This window comes from Halopseudomonas sp. (assembly GCF_036960865.1).
Lineage (GTDB): Bacteria > Pseudomonadota > Gammaproteobacteria > Pseudomonadales > Pseudomonadaceae > Halopseudomonas.
Map to the genome: position 1 here is coordinate 149,387 of NZ_JBALWE010000006.1, position 18,170 is coordinate 167,556.

At 60.7% G+C, this 18,170-nt stretch carries 17 protein-coding genes; 10 read left to right on the top strand and 7 right to left on the bottom strand.

Features of this window, described 5'->3' with window-relative positions:
- Nucleotides 1-22 precede the first annotated feature (22 nt).
- The 3 genes from dacB to V7747_RS10300 all read left to right on the top strand — a co-directional run bounded on the left by dacB (nucleotide 23) and on the right by V7747_RS10300 (nucleotide 2,950).
- Nucleotides 23-1,495, top strand: coding sequence for a D-alanyl-D-alanine carboxypeptidase/D-alanyl-D-alanine endopeptidase (gene dacB, locus V7747_RS10290; protein ID WP_335615947.1), 1,473 nt, complete (start codon nucleotides 23-25; stop codon nucleotides 1,493-1,495).
- A gap of 449 nt (nucleotides 1,496-1,944) precedes the next feature.
- Nucleotides 1,945-2,400: a hypothetical protein gene (locus tag V7747_RS10295; protein ID WP_335615948.1), complete on the top strand. Its 456-nt coding sequence runs from the start codon at nucleotides 1,945-1,947 to the stop codon at nucleotides 2,398-2,400.
- A 103-nt stretch (nucleotides 2,401-2,503) separates the two neighbouring features.
- Nucleotides 2,504-2,950 (top strand): DUF3465 domain-containing protein, encoded by a 447-nt coding sequence (locus V7747_RS10300; protein WP_335615949.1) that lies wholly within the window; start codon nucleotides 2,504-2,506, stop codon nucleotides 2,948-2,950.
- 31 nt (nucleotides 2,951-2,981) lie between these two features.
- Here V7747_RS10300 and V7747_RS10305 read toward each other — a convergent pair whose 3' ends face one another.
- Nucleotides 2,982-3,848 carry an MOSC domain-containing protein gene (locus tag V7747_RS10305; RefSeq protein WP_335615950.1) on the bottom strand — a complete coding sequence of 289 codons (867 nt, stop codon included), beginning with the start codon at nucleotides 3,846-3,848 and terminating at the stop codon, nucleotides 2,982-2,984.
- A 187-nt stretch (nucleotides 3,849-4,035) separates the two neighbouring features.
- Here V7747_RS10305 and V7747_RS10310 point away from each other — a divergent pair, with 187 nt between their 5' ends.
- Complete coding sequence (locus tag V7747_RS10310; RefSeq protein ID WP_335615951.1) at nucleotides 4,036-4,641, top strand: MliC family protein; 606 nt, start codon at nucleotides 4,036-4,038, stop codon at nucleotides 4,639-4,641.
- Nucleotides 4,642-4,647: 6 nt separating this feature from the next.
- On the opposite strand, the gene V7747_RS10315 is transcribed toward V7747_RS10310, so the two are convergent.
- Nucleotides 4,648-4,911, bottom strand: a complete 264-nt coding sequence (locus V7747_RS10315) for a DksA/TraR family C4-type zinc finger protein (protein WP_335615952.1) — start codon at nucleotides 4,909-4,911, stop codon at nucleotides 4,648-4,650.
- Nucleotides 4,912-5,022: 111 nt separating this feature from the next.
- On the opposite strand from V7747_RS10315, the gene zapE reads away from it, so the two are divergent.
- Complete coding sequence (gene zapE / locus V7747_RS10320) at nucleotides 5,023-6,174, top strand: cell division protein ZapE (protein WP_335615953.1); 1,152 nt, start codon at nucleotides 5,023-5,025, stop codon at nucleotides 6,172-6,174.
- Nucleotides 6,175-6,272: 98 nt separating this feature from the next.
- Nucleotides 6,273-6,536 carry a YebG family protein gene (locus V7747_RS10325; protein ID WP_335615954.1) on the top strand — a complete coding sequence of 88 codons (264 nt, stop codon included), beginning with the start codon at nucleotides 6,273-6,275 and terminating at the stop codon, nucleotides 6,534-6,536.
- A gap of 310 nt (nucleotides 6,537-6,846) precedes the next feature.
- Here V7747_RS10325 and V7747_RS10330 read toward each other — a convergent pair whose 3' ends face one another.
- A complete protein-coding gene (locus V7747_RS10330) occupies nucleotides 6,847-7,392 on the bottom strand; it encodes a DUF411 domain-containing protein (protein WP_335615955.1) in 546 nt (181 codons plus the stop codon).
- A gap of 321 nt (nucleotides 7,393-7,713) precedes the next feature.
- Between V7747_RS10330 and V7747_RS10335 the strand changes: the two genes are divergently transcribed.
- The gene (locus tag V7747_RS10335; protein WP_335615956.1) at nucleotides 7,714-9,618 is read left to right on the top strand and encodes an alpha/beta fold hydrolase; all 1,905 of its coding nucleotides are present in this window, start codon (nucleotides 7,714-7,716) and stop codon (nucleotides 9,616-9,618) included.
- A 204-nt stretch (nucleotides 9,619-9,822) separates the two neighbouring features.
- Entirely contained in the window at nucleotides 9,823-11,469 is a 1,647-nt protein-coding gene (locus V7747_RS10340) for a methyl-accepting chemotaxis protein (protein ID WP_335615957.1), read from the top strand.
- Nucleotides 11,470-11,546: 77 nt separating this feature from the next.
- On the opposite strand, the gene V7747_RS10345 is transcribed toward V7747_RS10340, so the two are convergent.
- The 4 genes from V7747_RS10345 to V7747_RS10360 form a co-directional block, all read right to left on the bottom strand.
- Entirely contained in the window at nucleotides 11,547-12,872 is a 1,326-nt protein-coding gene (locus V7747_RS10345; RefSeq protein WP_335615958.1) for a glycerophosphodiester phosphodiesterase family protein, read from the bottom strand.
- 175 nt (nucleotides 12,873-13,047) lie between these two features.
- Nucleotides 13,048-13,665: a TPM domain-containing protein gene (locus V7747_RS10350; protein ID WP_335615959.1), complete on the bottom strand. Its 618-nt coding sequence runs from the start codon at nucleotides 13,663-13,665 to the stop codon at nucleotides 13,048-13,050.
- A 19-nt stretch (nucleotides 13,666-13,684) separates the two neighbouring features.
- Nucleotides 13,685-14,437 (bottom strand): TPM domain-containing protein, encoded by a 753-nt coding sequence (locus V7747_RS10355; RefSeq protein ID WP_335615960.1) that lies wholly within the window; start codon nucleotides 14,435-14,437, stop codon nucleotides 13,685-13,687.
- Nucleotides 14,434-15,042: a LemA family protein gene (locus V7747_RS10360; RefSeq protein WP_335615961.1), complete on the bottom strand. Its 609-nt coding sequence runs from the start codon at nucleotides 15,040-15,042 to the stop codon at nucleotides 14,434-14,436. The genes V7747_RS10355 and V7747_RS10360 overlap by 4 nt, the downstream gene beginning before the upstream one ends.
- 184 nt (nucleotides 15,043-15,226) lie before the next feature.
- Between V7747_RS10360 and V7747_RS10365 the strand changes: the two genes are divergently transcribed.
- Both V7747_RS10365 and V7747_RS10370 read left to right on the top strand, forming a co-directional pair.
- Nucleotides 15,227-16,483, top strand: coding sequence for a DEAD/DEAH box helicase (locus tag V7747_RS10365; protein ID WP_442909229.1), 1,257 nt, complete (start codon nucleotides 15,227-15,229; stop codon nucleotides 16,481-16,483).
- Nucleotides 16,484-16,783: 300 nt separating this feature from the next.
- Nucleotides 16,784-18,121: a DUF1329 domain-containing protein gene (locus tag V7747_RS10370; protein WP_335615962.1), complete on the top strand. Its 1,338-nt coding sequence runs from the start codon at nucleotides 16,784-16,786 to the stop codon at nucleotides 18,119-18,121.
- Nucleotides 18,122-18,170: the final 49 nt, after the last annotated feature.

Genomic DNA, 18,170 nt, shown 5'->3' on the forward strand with positions numbered 1-18,170 from the left:
GATCCCTACGGAGCTGGTCTTCATGCCTAACCGATTCAAACGTGCCCTGCTCTGCCTCCTGCCCGCTGCGAGCCTGCTGATTACTGCCCCCGCATTTGCTGCCGACAGCGGCACCTTGCCGGCCAAGGTCAGCTCTGCGCTCGCCGCCGCGAAAATCCCTGCCGACGCGCTGTCGCTGGCGGTCATTCCACTGGAAGGCCAAGGCATGGCACAGTTCGTCAATGCCGACATCCCGGTCAATCCAGCCTCCACCATGAAGCTGATTACCACCTACGCCGCGCTGGAAATACTCGGACCAACCTATCAATGGCGCAGCGACCTGTTTATCGACGGTCCGGTGGTTAATGGCACCCTGCAGGGGGATCTTATTTTCCGCAGCGGCGGCGACCCCAAGCTGACGATCGAGCGCATGTGGCTGATGATGCGCGACCTGAAAGCAGCCGGCGTACGCGACATTACCGGCGACCTAGTGCTGCAACCGGCGGACATGCGCTTCCCGAGCGACGTCCCCCCCTTTGTCGACGACGGTGGCGACCCCAACAAGCCCTTTCTGGTCGAACCCGACCCGCTGCTGACCAACCTGAAACTTTTTGTGCTCAGCAGCTACGGCGAGCAGAACGGCGTGCGCATCAATCTTGAACCCAAGCTGCCGGAAGTGACCATCAACAACCAGCTCACCCTGCTGCCGCCAGTGCGTTCCTGCCCGCGCCCGAATGTTGCCTACAGCATCCAGGACAGCGGCTATCAGGCCACCATCACACTGACCGGCAGCCTGCACGAGAACTGCATTGCCCAGCGCTATCTGTCAGCACTGACCGCGACCACCTACACCGCCAGCACCTTACGCACACTATGGCAGGACATGGGCGGCACCATTCGCGGCGCCACCCGCATCGGCCGCGCGCCCGCCAGCTCGCGCCTGGTATCCCAGAGTGCTTCACCCGATCTGGTTGAAGTGGTGCGTGACATCAACAAATACAGCAACAACACCATGGCCCGACAGCTGTTCCTGACCATCGGCCGCGACCAGCGCACGCCAGCAGATCGCGACGACCACAAGGCAGCAGTACGCGTCATCAACCAGTGGCTGGCGGAAAAAGGTATTTATCCGACCGGTCTGGTACTGGAGAACGGTGCCGGGTTATCGCGCATGGAACGGCTCACCGCCAGAGACATGACCAAACTGCTGCAAGCCGCCTGGGCCAGCCCCTACCGCGCCGAGTTCATTGCCTCCATGCCCCTGGCGGCAATGGATGGCACCATGCGCCGACGTCTGCGGAACACACCGGTGGCCGGTCAGGCGCACGTGAAGACCGGCTCGCTGCGTAACGTCAAGGCCATCGCCGGTATTACCCGTGACAACAATGGCCAGAGTTGGGCAGTGACCGCCATCGTCAACCACACCTACGCTGGCGTGAGCCGTCAGGCACTGGATCTGGTGCTGCAGGATGTGTATCGGCGCGGGCCGACAGATATCGCCAGTCATGCCCCCTGATACCGCTGGTAGTCAATGCAGCAGAAAAAGGCGCCTTCAAGGCGCCTTTTTCTTTTTCCGTTGCCTAGCTGCGCGCCACTCCAACAGCGCGCTGTCGGTACTCCAGTGCTGAGGGGTAAGGGTGTTAAAGCTGCTTGAGATTTCACCCTGCGCGTCACACTGACATCGCGTCTGGATATTGCGGCCGCAGCTCCTTTATTTGCCGGTCTGGCTGGCGCGTAGCGCCGCCCTGGCCTGCCGCGCGAACTCAGATCGGGGCCGCAAATCTGCCGGCAATGACCTGCCGACGGCGGCCAGACTTTGCCGGTGTGATCTTGCCCCACGAACGGCATAAGGTTGCCCAGCCCGAAATACCGCGGCGTAACAACTGGCCTGTTTTGTGCAGCCAGTAATGGCCATGCCTTTAACCATCCGCCGAGGGGCGGGGCACCACAGAGTTGGAGCAGACCATGAATCTCATCAACACAGTCAATTCCAGTATCAGCAGCGACCCGGCATTGCCACGCGACAGCGCCAGCACCAGCCGCAGCACCTCGGCAGAGGCATTTCGGCAGATCATGGAAACCGTCAGCAAGGCCGGCGAGGCCGAAACCACGCCGGAGCAGGAAGATAGCACTGTCAGCGCGGCAGACGAATTCAGTCGTTACATGGCCATGTCGGTGGCCGACAAGATCAAGCACAGTATGCTGCTGGAAATGGGGCTGACCGAGGAGGAGTTCGACGCCCTGCCACCGGAGGAGAAGGCCAAAATTGAAGAGCAGATCGCAGAACGGATCGCTGACCGCAACAATACCAGCGACAGTAGCAACGCAGCCCTGTCTGCCCGACAAGCCAACGAACAGTTGCAGGCGACTCTGTCGCGTCTGAACGAGAACAAGCGCAACTCGCTGTTTGATGTTTCCTGAAGCAGGTAGCTCGCCTGCCGTGCAACGCGCTCTACTTTTGCGTCCAGAGCAACCGAAGCTATGCTGAAGTCGCCTCGGTAGGGTTCGGTGCCGGAGTTACTCCATGCGTAAAGCAGTCTATCTCGCCGCTATCTGTGGTCTCGCCCTTGTCCTGAGCGAGGCGCCATTGCCGCTTGACGGACGGCAGGCGCATGGGCCAACGACGGCCCCAGGCACGGTTACCGAGCAGGTAACCCACGCTTTTGAGACGCACGCAAGCAACGTGCAGGTGCGCGGTCAGGGTGTGGTGATCAAGCTGCTGCCAGACGATACCCGGGGCAGCCGCCATCAGAAATTCATTCTGCGCCTAAGCGACGGGCATACCTTGCTGGTAGCGCACAATATCGACTTGGCACCGCGCATAAACGACCTGCAGGTGAAAGATTACGTCGGGTTTATGGGCGAGTATGAATGGAATCAGCAAGGCGGCGTGCTGCACTGGACTCACCATGATCCAGCAGGAAAACACCCCAACGGCTGGCTCAACCACGATGGCAAAACCTATCAGTAAGCCGAGGTCTCGCGGCGCAGCAGCGCTTAGCTCAAGTGTGCAAGTACACCGGGTCGCCAATCTGCAGCAATCCAGGCTCCAGCGTATTGGCATAGATACCCAGATTCTGATCGGCGTCGCGCACTACAGTGCGCAGCAGGCTTGTATCGGCAGGCAAGGTTTGCTGCGCGCGGGTGACTGCACCACAGCGCGGCGCAGCCGCAGTACAGCGCACTTCTGCCTCGCCCAGCTGCAAGCGCCCACCCAGCCACGCCTGCTCGATCAGACCCGCCTCGGCGGCAAGAGTGTCGATCACCAGGTTAGGACGAAAACGCCGGGGATCCCAATCGCCCTGCGGCTGGCGGGCACGCAGGTAATCCAGGCTCGCGGTGGTCAACAGGTGCAACGGCGAGACCAGAAAGAAGCTGCCAGGCAAGGATACGTAGTCGACCATATCCTGCGGCAGCTCGCTAAAGTCCGGCAGCGGCTCCCCTGCCTCACGCTCGAATGTCGCCTTCAGCTCCTCGAGCCAGGCATGTCCTTTGGCCTTATAGCGCTTGAATGCGCTCAGGTCGCGCTGCGCCGCCAGCGGTTCCAAACGTGACTCATGGCCGACCAGGCGGGATATCAACTCATGCACCTCAGGCGCATGACAGTTCACCCGTGCACCATCAGGCATCAACAACTCTACCTCCTGATCAGCTGTAGCGCCTTGTTCTATCCGCGACTGAGCTATTACCCGCAGCAGGTCTGGCCGAAACTTGCAGCTCTGAATCTCGTTACGTTTGATGTCGCGAACCGCCCAACACCGATCGCCCTGCAGCCCCCTGTCGGTCAATAGGCAGGCAGACAGCGACTCGCCGGCCATCCCTTTGACCGGGTAACGCCAGACTTGGCTGATCCGCCCCAGCATTCGCATGCATTACCTCCCCTATACCTACCTCTTTTGGGTCGCATTAGCGGCCCCGCTATTTAGATCAAAAAGCAATAATCAGACCATAGGCGCCGCAGCCTCGGCACCATCGCGGAACCACTCGCGCGGTGCGGCCTCTATCAGGAGGCTATGCTGTAACCCAGCACCCTCTACACGAGCAAAAGGAACGCCAATGAACAAGGCAACTGCCGGTAGCACCATCGCCACTCTCCTGGTCCTGACCGCCACTCAACCCCTGCACGCCGCTGAAGGCCCCTCCTTTGACTGCAGCAAAGCGCAAGCAGATAGCATCGAGCAGATGATTTGCGACGACAGCAGCCTGGCAGCACTGGATCTTCAGTTGGTCGAGATCTACAGCGCGGCACAAAAAGAAGCGGTAAACGAGCAGCCTCCCATGCTGAAGGCAGAACAACGCGGTTGGCTCTCAGGGCGCAACGAGTGCTGGAAGGAGGAGGACAAAAACGCCTGCGTCAGTAACGCCTACAGGCTGCGTATCGCTGAACTGCAGGCCCGTTACCGCTTGGCCGACATGACCGGGGTGCTTACCTACGCCTGTGACAACAACCCGGCCAACGAACTTGTAGTGACGCACTTCGCCACCACACCGCCAACCCTGATAGCCGACTACGGCGACAGCACTTCGCTGATGTATCAGCAGACTTCCAACGAGGGCAGCCAGTATCGCGGGCGCAATGAGAGCATTGCCTTCAACCAGGATGAGGCCGTCGTGGTGTGGGGTTATGAGGCCACGCCCATGCACTGCAAGAGCGTCAACTGACCTGCTTCAGCGCAGCTGGCTGTCCTTGCTGCCGCGCCGGTTGATACCGGCAGTGCGCGCGTCCTGGTCAAGCGCAGACTGACAAGCCACACACAGACGCACGCCGGGTAGAGCACGCCGGCGTGCCTCGGGAATCGGCTGTTCACAGTGCTCGCAATGCGTCAGGCTCTCGCCCTTGGGCAGTTGACTGCGGGCACGCGCCACCGCCTCATCGACGGTATCGTCGATCTGTTCCTGCACCGCTCCTTCATGCGCCCAACCGGTTGCCATTGCGACTCTCCACTGTTGCTGCCACTGCTACACAGCATTACCGCAAAACCGACGCACGTCAAAGCCCACCCCTCTTGCGGTGCAAGCGAGCTTTCCGTCAGTATCATGACCATGACCTCAGCCTCCCCGCTTACCGCTTACCACCACGCACTGCAACATCAGGGCTTTACGGCAGACGCTGCGCAGCAACAGGCAGCGCAGATGCTGGAAGACTGCTGGCAGGCCCTGCAAACCGGACGAGCAACCCGCGGCGTGTATCTCTGGGGACCCGTGGGGCGTGGCAAGACCTGGCTGATGGACCGCTTTCACGCCAGCCTCACCGTGCCTAGCAAACGTTTGCACTTTCACCACTTCATGGGCTGGGTACACAAGCGGCTATTTCAGATTACCGGCACCGCCAACCCGCTGCAGGCGCTGGCTCGCGAGATGGCGCAAAAGGTTCAGGTGCTCTGCTTCGACGAGTTTTTTGTCAGCGACATTGGCGATGCCATTTTGCTAGGCGGGCTGATGCGCCACATGTTCGAGCAAGGCCTGGTGGTGGTCTGCACCTCCAACCAGCCGCCCAAGGAGCTGTATGCCGACGGCTTCAACCGCGATCGCTTCACGCCCGCTATCACGGCCATCGAAGAGCACATGTGGATCGCCAGGCTGGATGGTGCAGAGGATCATCGCCTGCATCCCGGCCAAGCCCTTAAGCGTTATTGGGTCAGTGATCAGCAGGCACAGCCAGACCCGCTGAGTGCCGTGTTTGACCAGCTATGTGGTGAACGCAGCGTCAGCAGCGGCCCGCTACTGCTCGGCCATCAGCAGATCCCCTGCGTAAAACGCTGCAGCAAGGCCGGCTGGTTCACCTTCCGCGCATTGTGCAGCAGCTCGTTATCGGCACTGGACTTTATCAGCCTAGCTGATCGTTTTCCCGCGCTGCTGCTTAGTGAGGTGCCGAATCTGAGTAGCCCCCAACGCGCCGGCATCATCGCCCGTGGCACCGAAGACGGCGCGGAGCGAGTGGCCGCCGGCGACCGCGAGCTGCCGCAACTGTCGGTACATGACGACAGCGTGCGGCGCTTCATCGCCCTGGTCGATGAGTGCTACGACCGGCGTATTCCACTGTATATCGAAGCCGCCGTGCCGCTCGAAGCGCTTTATACCGAGGGTTATCTGGCCTTCGCCTTTGAGCGCACGCGCAGCCGGCTGCAGGAGATGCAGCTGCAGCGCTTTGGTCAAGACGGCGAGTCAGAGGCCCCCGCAGCGCAAAGCACTTGATACTGTATTTTCATCCAGTACAATAGCGCTCACGTGCCCTGCCGGCTAGTCAGTCCAGGCCGCACAATCTGAAAATCGCGTTCAAGCCTGAGGTGTGTATGGCCGTTGAAATTGTGTATCGCAGCAGCAGAGACCCGGAGCAGTTGTTCATGGATAAAGCCGAAGCCGATCGTCACGACAAGATGCTGGAGTTGGCAGAAACCCTGGGCGAGGTACTGCAACAGGCGGTACCGGAGCTGGGTGAAAAACTGGCCGAGGAAGTGAGTATCTACATGGCGCGGCACCGCGATGTCTTTGCCAAGGCCTTCAAGAGCAATCCCGACGTGCTCAGTAGCCTTAGCGAAGATAACGCTGAGGCTTGAGGCCAACGCAGAGCCGCAAGACGCACGTTTAGAAGCTGAAACCTGGCCCTGCTATGTGCCGCAGGGCGCTTTTTTGCCTAGCGGCTGGCAGGCCAGCCGACGTCCTCACTCATACATCCAGAAATTTGGATGCGCTAAAGTGCCGGCTGCCTCGGCAGGTCTGGTGCTGCGTTTGATAATGCGCTTGAGTATGGCCATGGGCATGCTCCCTGTTGGTTATGTTGGCGACAGGGAGCATCATCGGTTAGCGCCATCGATTGTTGAAATGGATTAGCGCTATAACGTTGATTAGTAAAAAGCTATCGATCTTTTACTGGTCAGCTGGGCTGTCTATCTGGGCATACACCTCAGCGCCGCCATCGCGCTTCAGCAGCATGACTGCATAGGGCATGAAGTCATCGCCCATCTCCATTCCTGGACTTCCCACCGGCATACCCGGCACTGCCAGGCCAATCGCCTGTTCCGGCGGCTCGGCCAAAAAGGCCTGCACGTAACGCGCGGGCACGTGGCCTTCAAACACGTAGCCATCGGCAGATACCGCGGTGTGGCACGAGCGGTATTGCGGCGCTATGCCGTACTCCGTTTTCAAGCCAGCCAGATCCGCCGGATGCTGCGCCTCGGTGCTGAAGCCTGCCTGATCTGCGTGTTCAATCCAGCCCTCGCAACAGCCACAGGTAGGGCTTTTGAATACCTGCAGCAGTGTTGTGCGGTGCGGAGCAGTGAGCAGCGCGGTACTGTCCGATACCGCTCCAGCACTGCTGGTCTGCGGTGCGGGGGGCTCTGGCTCACCACAGGCGACCAGCAATGGCGCCATCCCGAGCATCAGTAACCACGGGCGTGTATTCCATTTGTACATCGCTACCTCCAGGCAACCAGGTCAAAAATCAGCGTCGGCAGACTAGCACGTCAGATCCGCCCATGGCCTTGGCAACTGTAACCATGCATGTCCTGCCATTGTAGGGGTACTCCGCTAAAGCCGCACATGAACAATCATTCACAAACCACTTGACAGTATACAAGTGTACGCAGATAAACTTCCGCTGCCGTTGTCGTCATGCCCAGGTTGCGCAGGAAGAAAACGACGCCTGATCGCGGGTACGGGCGGGCTCACGTCATAGACGCGCCAGACCACAGCCGCTGACTCACAGACCAAGCCTAGAAAAACAAGAGGTTTACCATGACGTGCCATTCTCGCTTCACCCGCGCCTTGCGCGGCGGCGCCCTGCCGCTGCTGAGTGCATCTTCCCTGTTGTTAAGCGGCTGCCTATCGGGCGGCGGCGGTGATTCCGACCCTAAAGTCTCCAGCGGCGTCTTCATTGATGCGCCGGTAGCTGGGCTGCAGTACGAGACCGCCAGCCGCAAGGGCGAAACCGACGCCGAAGGTCGCTTCGAGTATCGCGGTAGCGAAATCGTGAGCTTCTCGCTGGCCGGCATTGAGCTGGGCTCTGCAACCGGCGCCAGCCAATTGAGCCCGCTGGATCTGGTCAGCGGCGCCAGTGACCTAAGTGACCCCGCCGTGCTCAACCTGTCGCGCTTGCTGCAATCGCTGGATGCCGACGGCAATCTGAGCAATGGAATCGACATCAGCGAGCAGGTCCGCACCGCCATCAGCGATTACCTCGCCGCGAATCCCGCCGTCACCCTGGACTTCAGTGACACCGACAGTTTCGAAAATGCTATGGCAGGCCTGCTGGCCGCACTCAACACTGACGCAGTGTTCAGTGAAAATGCCAGCGCAGGCACCCGCGCCCTTACCAGCCGACTTGATGCCTTCAATCATCTGCTCGACTCTCTGGGTAACGCAGCAGGCGAGCCGGTTGACTTCACCCTACGCCCGGTGCTGTTCATTCACGGCGGTGCCGGCTCAGCCTCGCAGTTCGAGTCACAGGCCATGCGTTTTCGCGCCAATGGTTACCCCAGCAGTTATCTGGCGGTCTATGAATACAACACCAACACCGGGCAAAGCGCGCTTGATCCGACCCAGGCGGCAGAGCGCAATATCGGCATCAATGCCATGATTGATCGTCTGCGCCGGATATCCGGTGCCGAGCAGGTCGACCTTATGGCGCATTCCATGGGCACCGGGGTCAGCCTGATGTACCTGAGCGAGCCGGACAACGCCGCCAAGGTTGCGCATTACACCAGCATTGATGGCGCCGACCTGACAGCGCCACCGGGTAACGTGCCGACGCTGGCACTCTGGGGGCAGTATGTGGACCGCGAGGTGGCCGGCGCTGAAAACGTCTACCCTGCAGCAGAACAGGCCATTGGGCACATCGAGGTTGCCACCTCGGCAGACTCTTTCGCTCGTATCTACCGTCATTTCAACGGCAAGGCGCCGCAGACCACGCAAATACCCGAAACGGCCAACGACTATGTCTGGCTTGCCGGTCGTGCCAGCCTGTTCCCGCAGAACACTGGCGCGGAAGGGACCGAGCTACGCATCTTTGAGGTGGACCCGGCAACCGGCATACGCCTGAGCGACACCCCGGACCACAGCAGCGCTATTGGCGAAGATGGCAACTGGGGGCCCGTGCAGCTGAGCAAGGGTGCCACCTACGAGTTTGGCCTGGACCGCGACTTGGCGGGTGCCGATCACTACTTCTACCGTGAGGGCTACCTGCAGGACAGCCTGTTTGTGCGCCTCAATACCTCACTGCCGGGCGCCGGGGTTGGTGCCTATCTGCACCGCAGTCCGAATCACACCAACATCATGATTGCCCGTGATCGCGAATTTTGGGGAGACCAAGGTGAGGCCAATGACAGCCTGACCGTCAACGACACTCAGATCGTTACCAGCGCCACGGCACCGCTGCTCAAGCGTACCAGCAGCCTGTTCCTGCACGATCGCAACAGGGACGGCGCGAGCACCCTGCCCGGCCCGGATCCATTCTTCAATGCACTGCCTTTCATTTCAGGACTGGACCTGTTCATCCCAGCGTCACCAGCGGCCAACGAGACCATCAGCATCGAGCTGAAGCCGCGAGGCGGCAACGGCGCAGTGCAGACTATCAACATTCCGAATTGGCCGTCTGACGCGATCCGCTCCAACTCGGTGCAATTCAGGGACTACGTGCAGTAACGCCAGCCGCTTTACCCTCCCGCCGTAACTGACGCAGCGCTACCGACCGGTAGCGCTGCGTTGTCCTATCTGCTTTGTCCAAGCAGCGACGTTAGCGCTTTTACCGCTGCCTGCTAGGCTGAAAGAACCATAAGAATAATGGCGTTGCGCTATTTTCCGTCGCGCTGTGCCGCATTAAAGCCAAGCTGGCCCGGAGCTTCTGCCATGTCTATGCTGCGCCGTTTTTCCATCTTCCAACGGCTGATTGCCGTAACCACGCTGGTTCTGATTATCGTACTGAGCTTGGTAGCCGCCTTCGCGGTGGACCACCGCAACGGCCTGCTGGATGGCCGCGCAATGAAAACCCAGCATCTGGTCGAAGCCGGGCTGGGAGTGATCAAGCATTTCCATCAATTGCAGCAAAGCGGTGAGCTGACCGAAGACCAAGCCAAAGCCGCTGCAGCCAATACCCTGCAGGGGCTGCGCTACGGCAACAACGACTATTACTGGATACACTCCAACGACCTGCAGATGATCATGCACCCCTTCAGTACCAAACTGGTGGGCAACAGTGTGGCCGACATACAGGACCCTAACGGCAAGTACCTGTTCCGCGAAATGGTCGAGGTGGTGAAGGCCAAATCCGCCGGTTTTGTCGAGTACATGTGGCCCAAACCCGGCGTCACCGACCCGGTGCCGAAGATATCCTACGTGGCCGGGTTCCAGCCCTGGGGCTGGATACTCGGCTCAGGTATCTATCTGGACGACGTCAACCAGGCCTTCTGGGCCGACATGATTCCCAAGCTGACCCTCGCCGCGCTTGGCCTGCTGGTGCTAGTGGCCATCAACCTGCTGATTGCCCTTAGCATCAGCCGCCCCATCGCCCATGCCGTTGCCGCCATGAATGACATCGCCACGGGCGATGGTGACCTGTCGCAGCACCTGGACACCAGCGGTAGCGATGAAGTTAGCGGCCTGGCGCGCGGTTTCAACGCCTTTACCGATAAGCTGGCCCAAGTGATCGACGATTTGCGCGATGTGGTCGCCCATAATCACAGCATTGCCACCGCCGTGGGCGATGCGATGGGCAAGGCCGAAGCCTCCTACAACCAGCAGAACAGCGAACTCGACACCATTGCCTCAGCGGTAGAAGAAATGAGCGCCACCTCTGACGAGGTCGCCCAGCGCATGTCCAACTCCGCCGATGCCGCCCGCCAGGCCAATGAGCAGGCGCTGGCAGGCCAGCAGACCGCTGACACCACCTCGCTGACCATGGAGCGGCTGGCGCGCGACATTGCTCAGGCCGGCGAGGCCGTAGCCGAGCTGAACGCCCAGTCGCACACCATTGATTCAGTGCTGGGCGTCATTCGCTCGGTCGCCGAACAGACCAACCTGCTGGCCTTGAACGCTGCCATCGAAGCCGCCCGCGCGGGCGAGCAAGGTCGTGGTTTTGCCGTGGTCGCCGATGAGGTTCGCACCCTGGCTAGCCGCACCCAGGCCTCGACCGATGAGATTCGCAGCATGATCGACACCCTGCAGAACGGTACCGCCAAAGCTGTCAGCTCAATGGAAGGCAGTTATCAGCAATCCGAGGATATGCAGCTGCAGGTAGAAAGCTCGCGCAGCGCCTTGCAGTCCATTGCCGGCTCGGTCGACACCATCTCTGACATGACCAGTCAGGTGGCCGCCGCAGCGGAACAACAATCGCGCACCAGCACCGAAATCTCGGCCAGTCTCAGCCAGCTCAGCAACCTGGGCGACAGAGTCATGCTGGAGTTGCAGGATACCGCGCGCAATACCCAACAACTGACCGACGCCGCAGCCCAGCTCGACCGGCTGATCAGCCAGTTCAAAACCAGTCGCAGTCGATAAGCGAAGATGAAAACGCCGGGCAGTGTGAACCACTCCCGGCGTTTCCCCATGCTTGCAATGCCGCAAAACCTAAGGCGTCACTTGATGCCCATGCAGTTGGCGTAGAAGGTAGTGGTAGCAGGCCAGTCGGAGAAGATCCCGATCACGCCGACATCCTGCGCCAGCACATCAATCACCGTCAGCATGTCACCATCGTTGTTGATCGCATCGTTGACGCTCTGGTAATACCAGCCACCGCCGTTGGCCAGGGGGCCGGAACGCTCCATCGACCAGGCAATCAGATCCAGCCCCGCCGCGCGGGCGTTTTCAGCGTACTCTGATGGCACGATCTCGCCACGCCCATCCAGGGTCAGCATTTTCCAGATTGCCGGCGCCAGCACGCGCACGCCCTGGGCGTACAGACCTTCCATGTAGGCCAGAGACGAAGTCTCGGGGGTAATCGGCGACTCGTCGAGGAAAACCGCCTGATCGGCAAAGTCCGGCATTTCGTTGATCCAGAAGGTCACATCCGCCAACTGGAACGACTGCGGCCAGACGTCGCGTGGGTTCACCCCGGCGTCACGGTAATCCTGCAGCATCTGCCGCGCGTAGTCCTGCTGGCTGTATTCCCCCTCATAGGGCATCTCAACCACCGGGGTTTTCAGCTCGGGGGTAAATTTCACGCCAAGTGACTGAAACAGCTCAATGCTTTCGCGGTGGCTCAACAGCGTGCCACGGCTGGCGTAAAGATCGGTGCGCCAGTCCGCTGTGCCCTTGACATACTCTTGCGGCGTGGTGGCCATGGCGTTGGCAGCATCCATTTTGCCCTCAAGGCGCTTGAACTCGGCTAGGGTAATGTCGCTGGTGCGGCATTCGGCCTGTGCCGGCGTTCCGCTGGCGGGGTCCGCCGGCACGAAGGGCTGGGTACATTTTGCGTTCAATTCGGGAATGGTCACGATGTTGGTGGTGGTGTGCAGGTCATTCTGCGCATGACGGCAAACCAGCTCGCGGTCCTTGGTGAAGGCTACATCACATTCAAGAATCCCTGCACCCATCCGTGCCGCAGCCACATAGGACTCCAGCGTATGTTCGGGAAACTGCAGCGGTGCGCCGCGATGGCCAATCGAGAAATCGGTGCGCTTCATATTATCGGTACGGCACGATTGCAGACGGGTCTTCAGCGGGCCGTCGTCCATGTCATCAACCAGCCATTGCGGGCGCGGCCCCACCTGAGCATCGGCCCGGCGCTGATGCCGCTGTTTCAGCTCGGCGAGTTTTTCGTGCAGCCGCTCAAGACCGCGGGTGGCGCGCTCCTGGTGATCCTGCCCGTGATTCGAATACCAACCTTGCGCGCCCGCCAGGCTGCTGGCCGCCATCAGGCTGCCGGCCAGTATCAGCGTTGCTGTGATGCTGCGAGAGGTCATACCAGACTCCTTCTGAAGTGAGTGGATGTGCCTGCACAGCCTTACTCGCCAGGGTGACGGTCACGTGACAGCCACTCGGGCAAACAAGCTCACTGATCAGAATTGCGCACCGGGTCGCAGAATCCAGACAACCCGCTGGCTAGTGCTGCAACGGCGCCAAAAACCGTCATCACTTTCAGTTAAGCACCACCAGTCGATTGGGCAGCTCGTTGCGTTCATGGGTCGCCGGCAGGTGCTGCGCCAGGTGCTCGCCACAGGCGTCGATGCACTCCAGAAAGCCTTGGAGCACCTGCCCTTGCCCCACCTGCGCGGTGAACCTGGCCACGGCCGATTCCCAATGGGCATCGTCAATGCGACTGGAAATGCCGCGATCTACCATGATCTCGACATAACGCTCGGCCTCGGAGACGAAAATCAGCATGCCGGTCTCGCCCTCGGTGTGGTGCAGGTTGAGTTCTATAAACTGTCGCCGGGCAAGATTCGAGGCGCGCCAGTGCCGTACCGCACGCGGGATCAGCCGACTGGTAATGCGCGGCAGACGAAACACCACCGCCAGCACGGCAAAGGTCAGCCACTGCGCCAGCAGCAACTCGCTCAAATCCAGCCCACCACTAAAGAAAACCACCGCGCCCGGCAACACCAGTGCAATCAGGCTGGCCCAGAGCAGCGGGATGTAACGGTAGTCGTCGGCCTGACGCGCCAGCACCGTGACCACCTCGGCGTCGGTGCGCTGCTCGATGCGGTCAATCGCCTCGGCAACCTGTTGCTGTTCACTACTAGAAAGAAGCGTCATTGTGCATCCTTGATTGAAATCACCATCCGCCCGAGGCCCCGCCGCCGCCAAAGCCGCCGCCACCGCCGCCGAACCCGCCACCGCCAAAACCACCACTGCGCGAGCCACCGCTCATGCCACCCAGCAGCGCGCCAGCCAAGAGCGCACGACCACTACCGCCGCGACCGCCACCGCCCAGCATGGACATGACAATAATGATGATGACCAGCAAGAGCGCACCAGCCGGTTTCTTCTTGCCCTCCGCACGTTCACTACGCTCGGCAACTGCCAGGGGATTGCCGCCCAGCACCTGAATCATCGCGCCGGCACCCTGTACGATGCCCTGCTCAAACTGCCCCTGACGAAATGCCGGCGTGATAATGCCATTGATGATGGTGGACGCCTGCGCATCGGTCAGCCGCCCCTCCAGGCCGTAACCCACTTCGATGCGGATCTTGCGGTCATCACGGGCAACAATCAGCAGTGCACCGTTGTCTTCGCCCTTCTGCCCGATACCCCAGGCGCGACCCAGCTCCACACCAAAGCGCTCAATGCTCTGACCTTGCAGGCTGGGCACAGTGACAACCACCACTTGCTCGGTGGTCGCCTGCTCGTGGGCCGCCAGCATCTGCGTCAGCTGCTGCTCGGCGCCCTGCCCCAGCAACTCGGCCTGATCAACCACGCGGCCGGTCAGCGCGGGCAAGGCCGCCTCGTCTGACTGGGCCGCCGCGCTGCCAATCCACAGCAGTGGCGCCAGCAACAGGCTCAGCAACAGTGGTAGGTACAACCTCATTCGAAGTTAACCTGCGGCGCCTGCTCGGCGTTCTCCGTGGTAGCGCTGAAGTTTTCACGGATCGGCATGTCGCTGTACATCAGGCTATGCCAGATTCGGCCCGGAAAGGTGCGAATCTCGGTGTTGTAACGCTCGACCGCGGCGATAAAGTCGCGGCGCGCCACGGCAATGCGGTTCTCCGTGCCTTCCAACTGGGACTGCAGGGCCAGAAAGTTCTGATTCGACTTGAGATCGGGGTAACGTTCCGACACCGCCATCAACCGACTCAACGCGCCGGTCAGCTGGCTCTGGGCCTGCTCGAACTGCCGCATCTTGGCCGGATCGTTCAGATCGTCGGCGCTGATATTGATTGACGTTGCCTTGGCGCGCGCCTCAACCACGGCGGTCAGGGTCTCCTGCTCCTGCCGGGCGAAGCCCTTGACAGTTTCAACCAGGTTGGGAATCAGATCGGCACGCCGCTGATACTGGTTTTCCACCTGCGACCAGGCCGACTTTACCTGCTCATCATAGGTGGGAATATTGTTGATGCCGCAACCTGCCAACAGGCTGCTGACCAGAAGGAGAATTGCCACTTGCCAGGTAGTGCGAAAACGCTGCGTGTCCATTGTCTACTCGTCCGTTCGGGTGTTTTTGGCCGCTGCTGCGCGTAAGCCGCAGTTCGCCCGCTAGCAAAACACGAATACCGACCAGTTAAAACCCCCGTCCTGCCGCACCGCCGGTAAGACCGATTAACCGCTCAGCATCCGCAACAGGTAAACTAGCCTGCCTACTTCTTGCCATGACGCCACTATGACCTTTGCCGCCCTCGGCCTGATCGACCCTCTGCTACGCACGCTGGAGGCGCTACAGTACAGCAGCGCCACACCCATTCAGGCCCAGGCCATACCTGCCGTGCTCAAGGGCCGCGACCTTCTGGCGAGCGCGCAAACCGGTACCGGCAAGACCGCCGCTTTTGCGCTACCCGTGCTGCAAACCCTAGTGCATCAGGGTCCCAAGGTCGCCAGCAACGCCACGCGCGCCCTGGTACTGGTGCCCACACGCGAGCTGGCCGAGCAGTTGTTACAGAGCTTCCAACGCTACAGCGAAAGCCTGCCGCTGCGTTGCTATGCGGTGTACGGCGGCGTTTCAATCAATCCGCAGATGATGGCATTGCGCAAAGGTGTGGATGTGCTGATTGCCACGCCAGGTCGCCTGCTCGATCTCTATCGCCAGAACGCGGTCAAGTTCAGCCAGCTACAGATACTGGTATTGGATGAGGCCGACCGCATGCTCGACCTGGGCTTCGCCGACGAGCTGGATCAGGTGGTTTGCGCGCTGCCAAGCCGGCGGCAAACGCTGATGTTCTCCGCAACCTTCGCCGCACCCGTGCGGCAATTGGCCGACGGCCTGCTGCGCGACCCGCTGGTGCTCGATATCAGCCCGCGCAACAGCGCGGCCAGCAGTGTCGAGCAATGGCTGATACCGGTCGACAAGAAGCGCAAAGGTGAGCTGTTGCTGCAATTGCTAACGCGGCAGAGCGGCGCCCAGGCACTGGTCTTTCTCAACACCCGCAAGGGGGTTGAGCAGTTGGTAGAACGGCTGGAAAGCGCAGGACTCAGTGCCGATGCGATCCACGGTGACCGCCCGCAACCCGCCCGCCTGCGGGCGTTGGCCAGGCTGAAAGCTGGCGAGGTCCAGGTGCTGGTCGCCACCGATGTTGCCGCCCGCGGCCTGGATATTCAGCAACTGCCATTAGTGATCAACTTCGATCTGCCAATCAACGCCGAAGACTACATTCACCGCATTGGCCGCAGTGGCCGCGCCGGTAGCAGCGGGCAGGCGATCTCGCTGGTCAGTGCCGACGAGGTGCGTCAGCTGGCCGCCATAGAGACCCTGACCCAACAACTGTTGGAACGCCGTGAAGAAAGCGGATTCTCACCCGAGCACCGGGTGCCGGAAACCCGCATCGGCGGTCAACTGGTGAAAAAACCCAAGAAGCCGAAAAAGTCGAAGCAGGCCGGTGGCAAGAAAAAAATTCATCTGGGTACCTGGTTCGATGAATCTTGAGGCCGACTTTCAGCGCACCAAGGGCGTAAACCACCCTGTAGTCACTAGAGCTTCTGCTGCGGTATACAGCCTATTCGAGCCCACGTTAGGCCTGCCGGGGCTGCGCTGCAACCGGTATGCAGGGCAAGCCTCGGCTTTGTAGCATTTTGTAGCCCACCCCGCGCCGATTGCCGTTTGGCGTTACAATCGGCGCGCGCTCGCGAGGCGTGCGACGCGGCCAAGACGCGGCCAAATTGTGCCGCCGGCCTCCCTATTTCTATCACCGCCGCGCCCATTTGGCGTGTTGCAAGGAGCAGAATCATGTACAGGACGTTTGCGGCAGTGCTGCTGAGCGTTGCCACCAGCCAGGTCGTGGCCAAGGTCGATCCGCTGCAGGCCGACCGCTTGGGACGCGACCTGACGCCGCTGGGTGCTGAGCAAGCCGGTAACAACGAAGGCACCATCCCGGCGTGGACCGGCGGCGTCAGCGCGCCCTCCAGCTACCGGCCCGGCATGCATCACCCCGACCCGTACGCCGCCGACGGCGAACTGTTCCGCGTCACCGCACAGAATCAGGCGCAATACCAGGCGCAACTGCCTGCCGGCCTGAGCGACCTGCTGCAGCGCCATCCTGACTACGCCATGCGGGTATTCCCTACGCGCCGCAGTGCCTCCGCACCGCAGCGCATCTACGATGCGACCAAGGCCAATGCGGTCAAGGCCGAGCTGATTGCCAACGGCAACGGCCTGCGCGGCGCCGCTGCAGGTGTTCCCTTCCCGATTCCGCAGGACGGCATCGAAATCATCTGGAACCACATCTTGCATTACAAGGGTGACCAGAATCACTTCATCAACAACCAGGCCGTAGTGATCAATGGCAACCCTAACCTGATCAAACGCGATCGCCAGATCTACTACGTCTACGGCCGCGAGGGTATGACGACTGCCCAACTGGACAACACGCTGCTCCTGTACAAGTACGTGGTGACGGCCCCCGCCAAGCTCGCCAACACCGCCCTCGTAGTGCAGGACCCGCTGGATCAGGTTCTGGCCACCCGCAAGGCTTGGCGCTACAGCCCGGACAACCGCCGCGTACGCCGGCTGCCCACCTTGGCCTATGACTCGGTACAGCCCGACACCAGCGACCTGGCCACTGCCGACGTGCTGGACACCTATAACGGCGCGCCGGATCGCTATGAATGGAGCCTGGTCGGCAAACAGGAAATGCTGGTGCCCTACAACAGCTATCAGGTGCACCAGAAAGGCATCCCCTATGACCAGATAGTGCAGACCAAAACCCTCAACCCAGAGCTGCTGCGCTACGAGCTGCACCGCGTATGGATCGTCGATGCCGTGCTGCGCACTGGCTACCGTCATCCCTATGCAGCACGACGCTTTTATGTGGATGAAGACAGCTGGCAGATTCTGGCCGTGGACCTGCGCGACAAGGAAGGTGAGCTGATCGGCCTGCAGGAAGCACACCCGATCAACTATTACGACGTGCCCATGGTCAGCAGCACCCTGGAAACCCTGTATCACCTGCAGGATGGCAACTACTTCGTCGACGGTCTGGACAACAACGAGCCGATGTACGATTTCAATGCCAACATCAATCCACGCGACTTTTCGCCCCAGGCGTTGCGCCGCGAAGGGAACTGAGTCTGAACCACGCGGATCAAGCAACAGCGCCTGTCAGGCGCACTGGTGG

Coding starts and splice junctions, on each gene's coding strand:
- dacB (WP_335615947.1), top strand. CDS start 23: ATGCCTAACCGATTCAAACGTGCCCTGCTCTGCCTCCTGCCCGCTGCG.
- V7747_RS10295 (WP_335615948.1), top strand. CDS start 1,945: ATGAATCTCATCAACACAGTCAATTCCAGTATCAGCAGCGACCCGGCA.
- V7747_RS10300 (WP_335615949.1), top strand. CDS start 2,504: ATGCGTAAAGCAGTCTATCTCGCCGCTATCTGTGGTCTCGCCCTTGTC.
- V7747_RS10305 (WP_335615950.1), bottom strand. CDS start 3,848: ATGCGAATGCTGGGGCGGATCAGCCAAGTCTGGCGTTACCCGGTCAAA.
- V7747_RS10310 (WP_335615951.1), top strand. CDS start 4,036: ATGAACAAGGCAACTGCCGGTAGCACCATCGCCACTCTCCTGGTCCTG.
- V7747_RS10315 (WP_335615952.1), bottom strand. CDS start 4,911: ATGGCAACCGGTTGGGCGCATGAAGGAGCGGTGCAGGAACAGATCGAC.
- zapE (WP_335615953.1), top strand. CDS start 5,023: ATGACCTCAGCCTCCCCGCTTACCGCTTACCACCACGCACTGCAACAT.
- V7747_RS10325 (WP_335615954.1), top strand. CDS start 6,273: ATGGCCGTTGAAATTGTGTATCGCAGCAGCAGAGACCCGGAGCAGTTG.
- V7747_RS10330 (WP_335615955.1), bottom strand. CDS start 7,392: ATGTACAAATGGAATACACGCCCGTGGTTACTGATGCTCGGGATGGCG.
- V7747_RS10335 (WP_335615956.1), top strand. CDS start 7,714: ATGACGTGCCATTCTCGCTTCACCCGCGCCTTGCGCGGCGGCGCCCTG.
- V7747_RS10340 (WP_335615957.1), top strand. CDS start 9,823: ATGTCTATGCTGCGCCGTTTTTCCATCTTCCAACGGCTGATTGCCGTA.
- V7747_RS10345 (WP_335615958.1), bottom strand. CDS start 12,872: ATGACCTCTCGCAGCATCACAGCAACGCTGATACTGGCCGGCAGCCTG.
- V7747_RS10350 (WP_335615959.1), bottom strand. CDS start 13,665: ATGACGCTTCTTTCTAGTAGTGAACAGCAACAGGTTGCCGAGGCGATT.
- V7747_RS10355 (WP_335615960.1), bottom strand. CDS start 14,437: ATGAGGTTGTACCTACCACTGTTGCTGAGCCTGTTGCTGGCGCCACTG.
- V7747_RS10360 (WP_335615961.1), bottom strand. CDS start 15,042: ATGGACACGCAGCGTTTTCGCACTACCTGGCAAGTGGCAATTCTCCTT.
- V7747_RS10365 (WP_442909229.1), top strand. CDS start 15,227: ATGACCTTTGCCGCCCTCGGCCTGATCGACCCTCTGCTACGCACGCTG.
- V7747_RS10370 (WP_335615962.1), top strand. CDS start 16,784: ATGTACAGGACGTTTGCGGCAGTGCTGCTGAGCGTTGCCACCAGCCAG.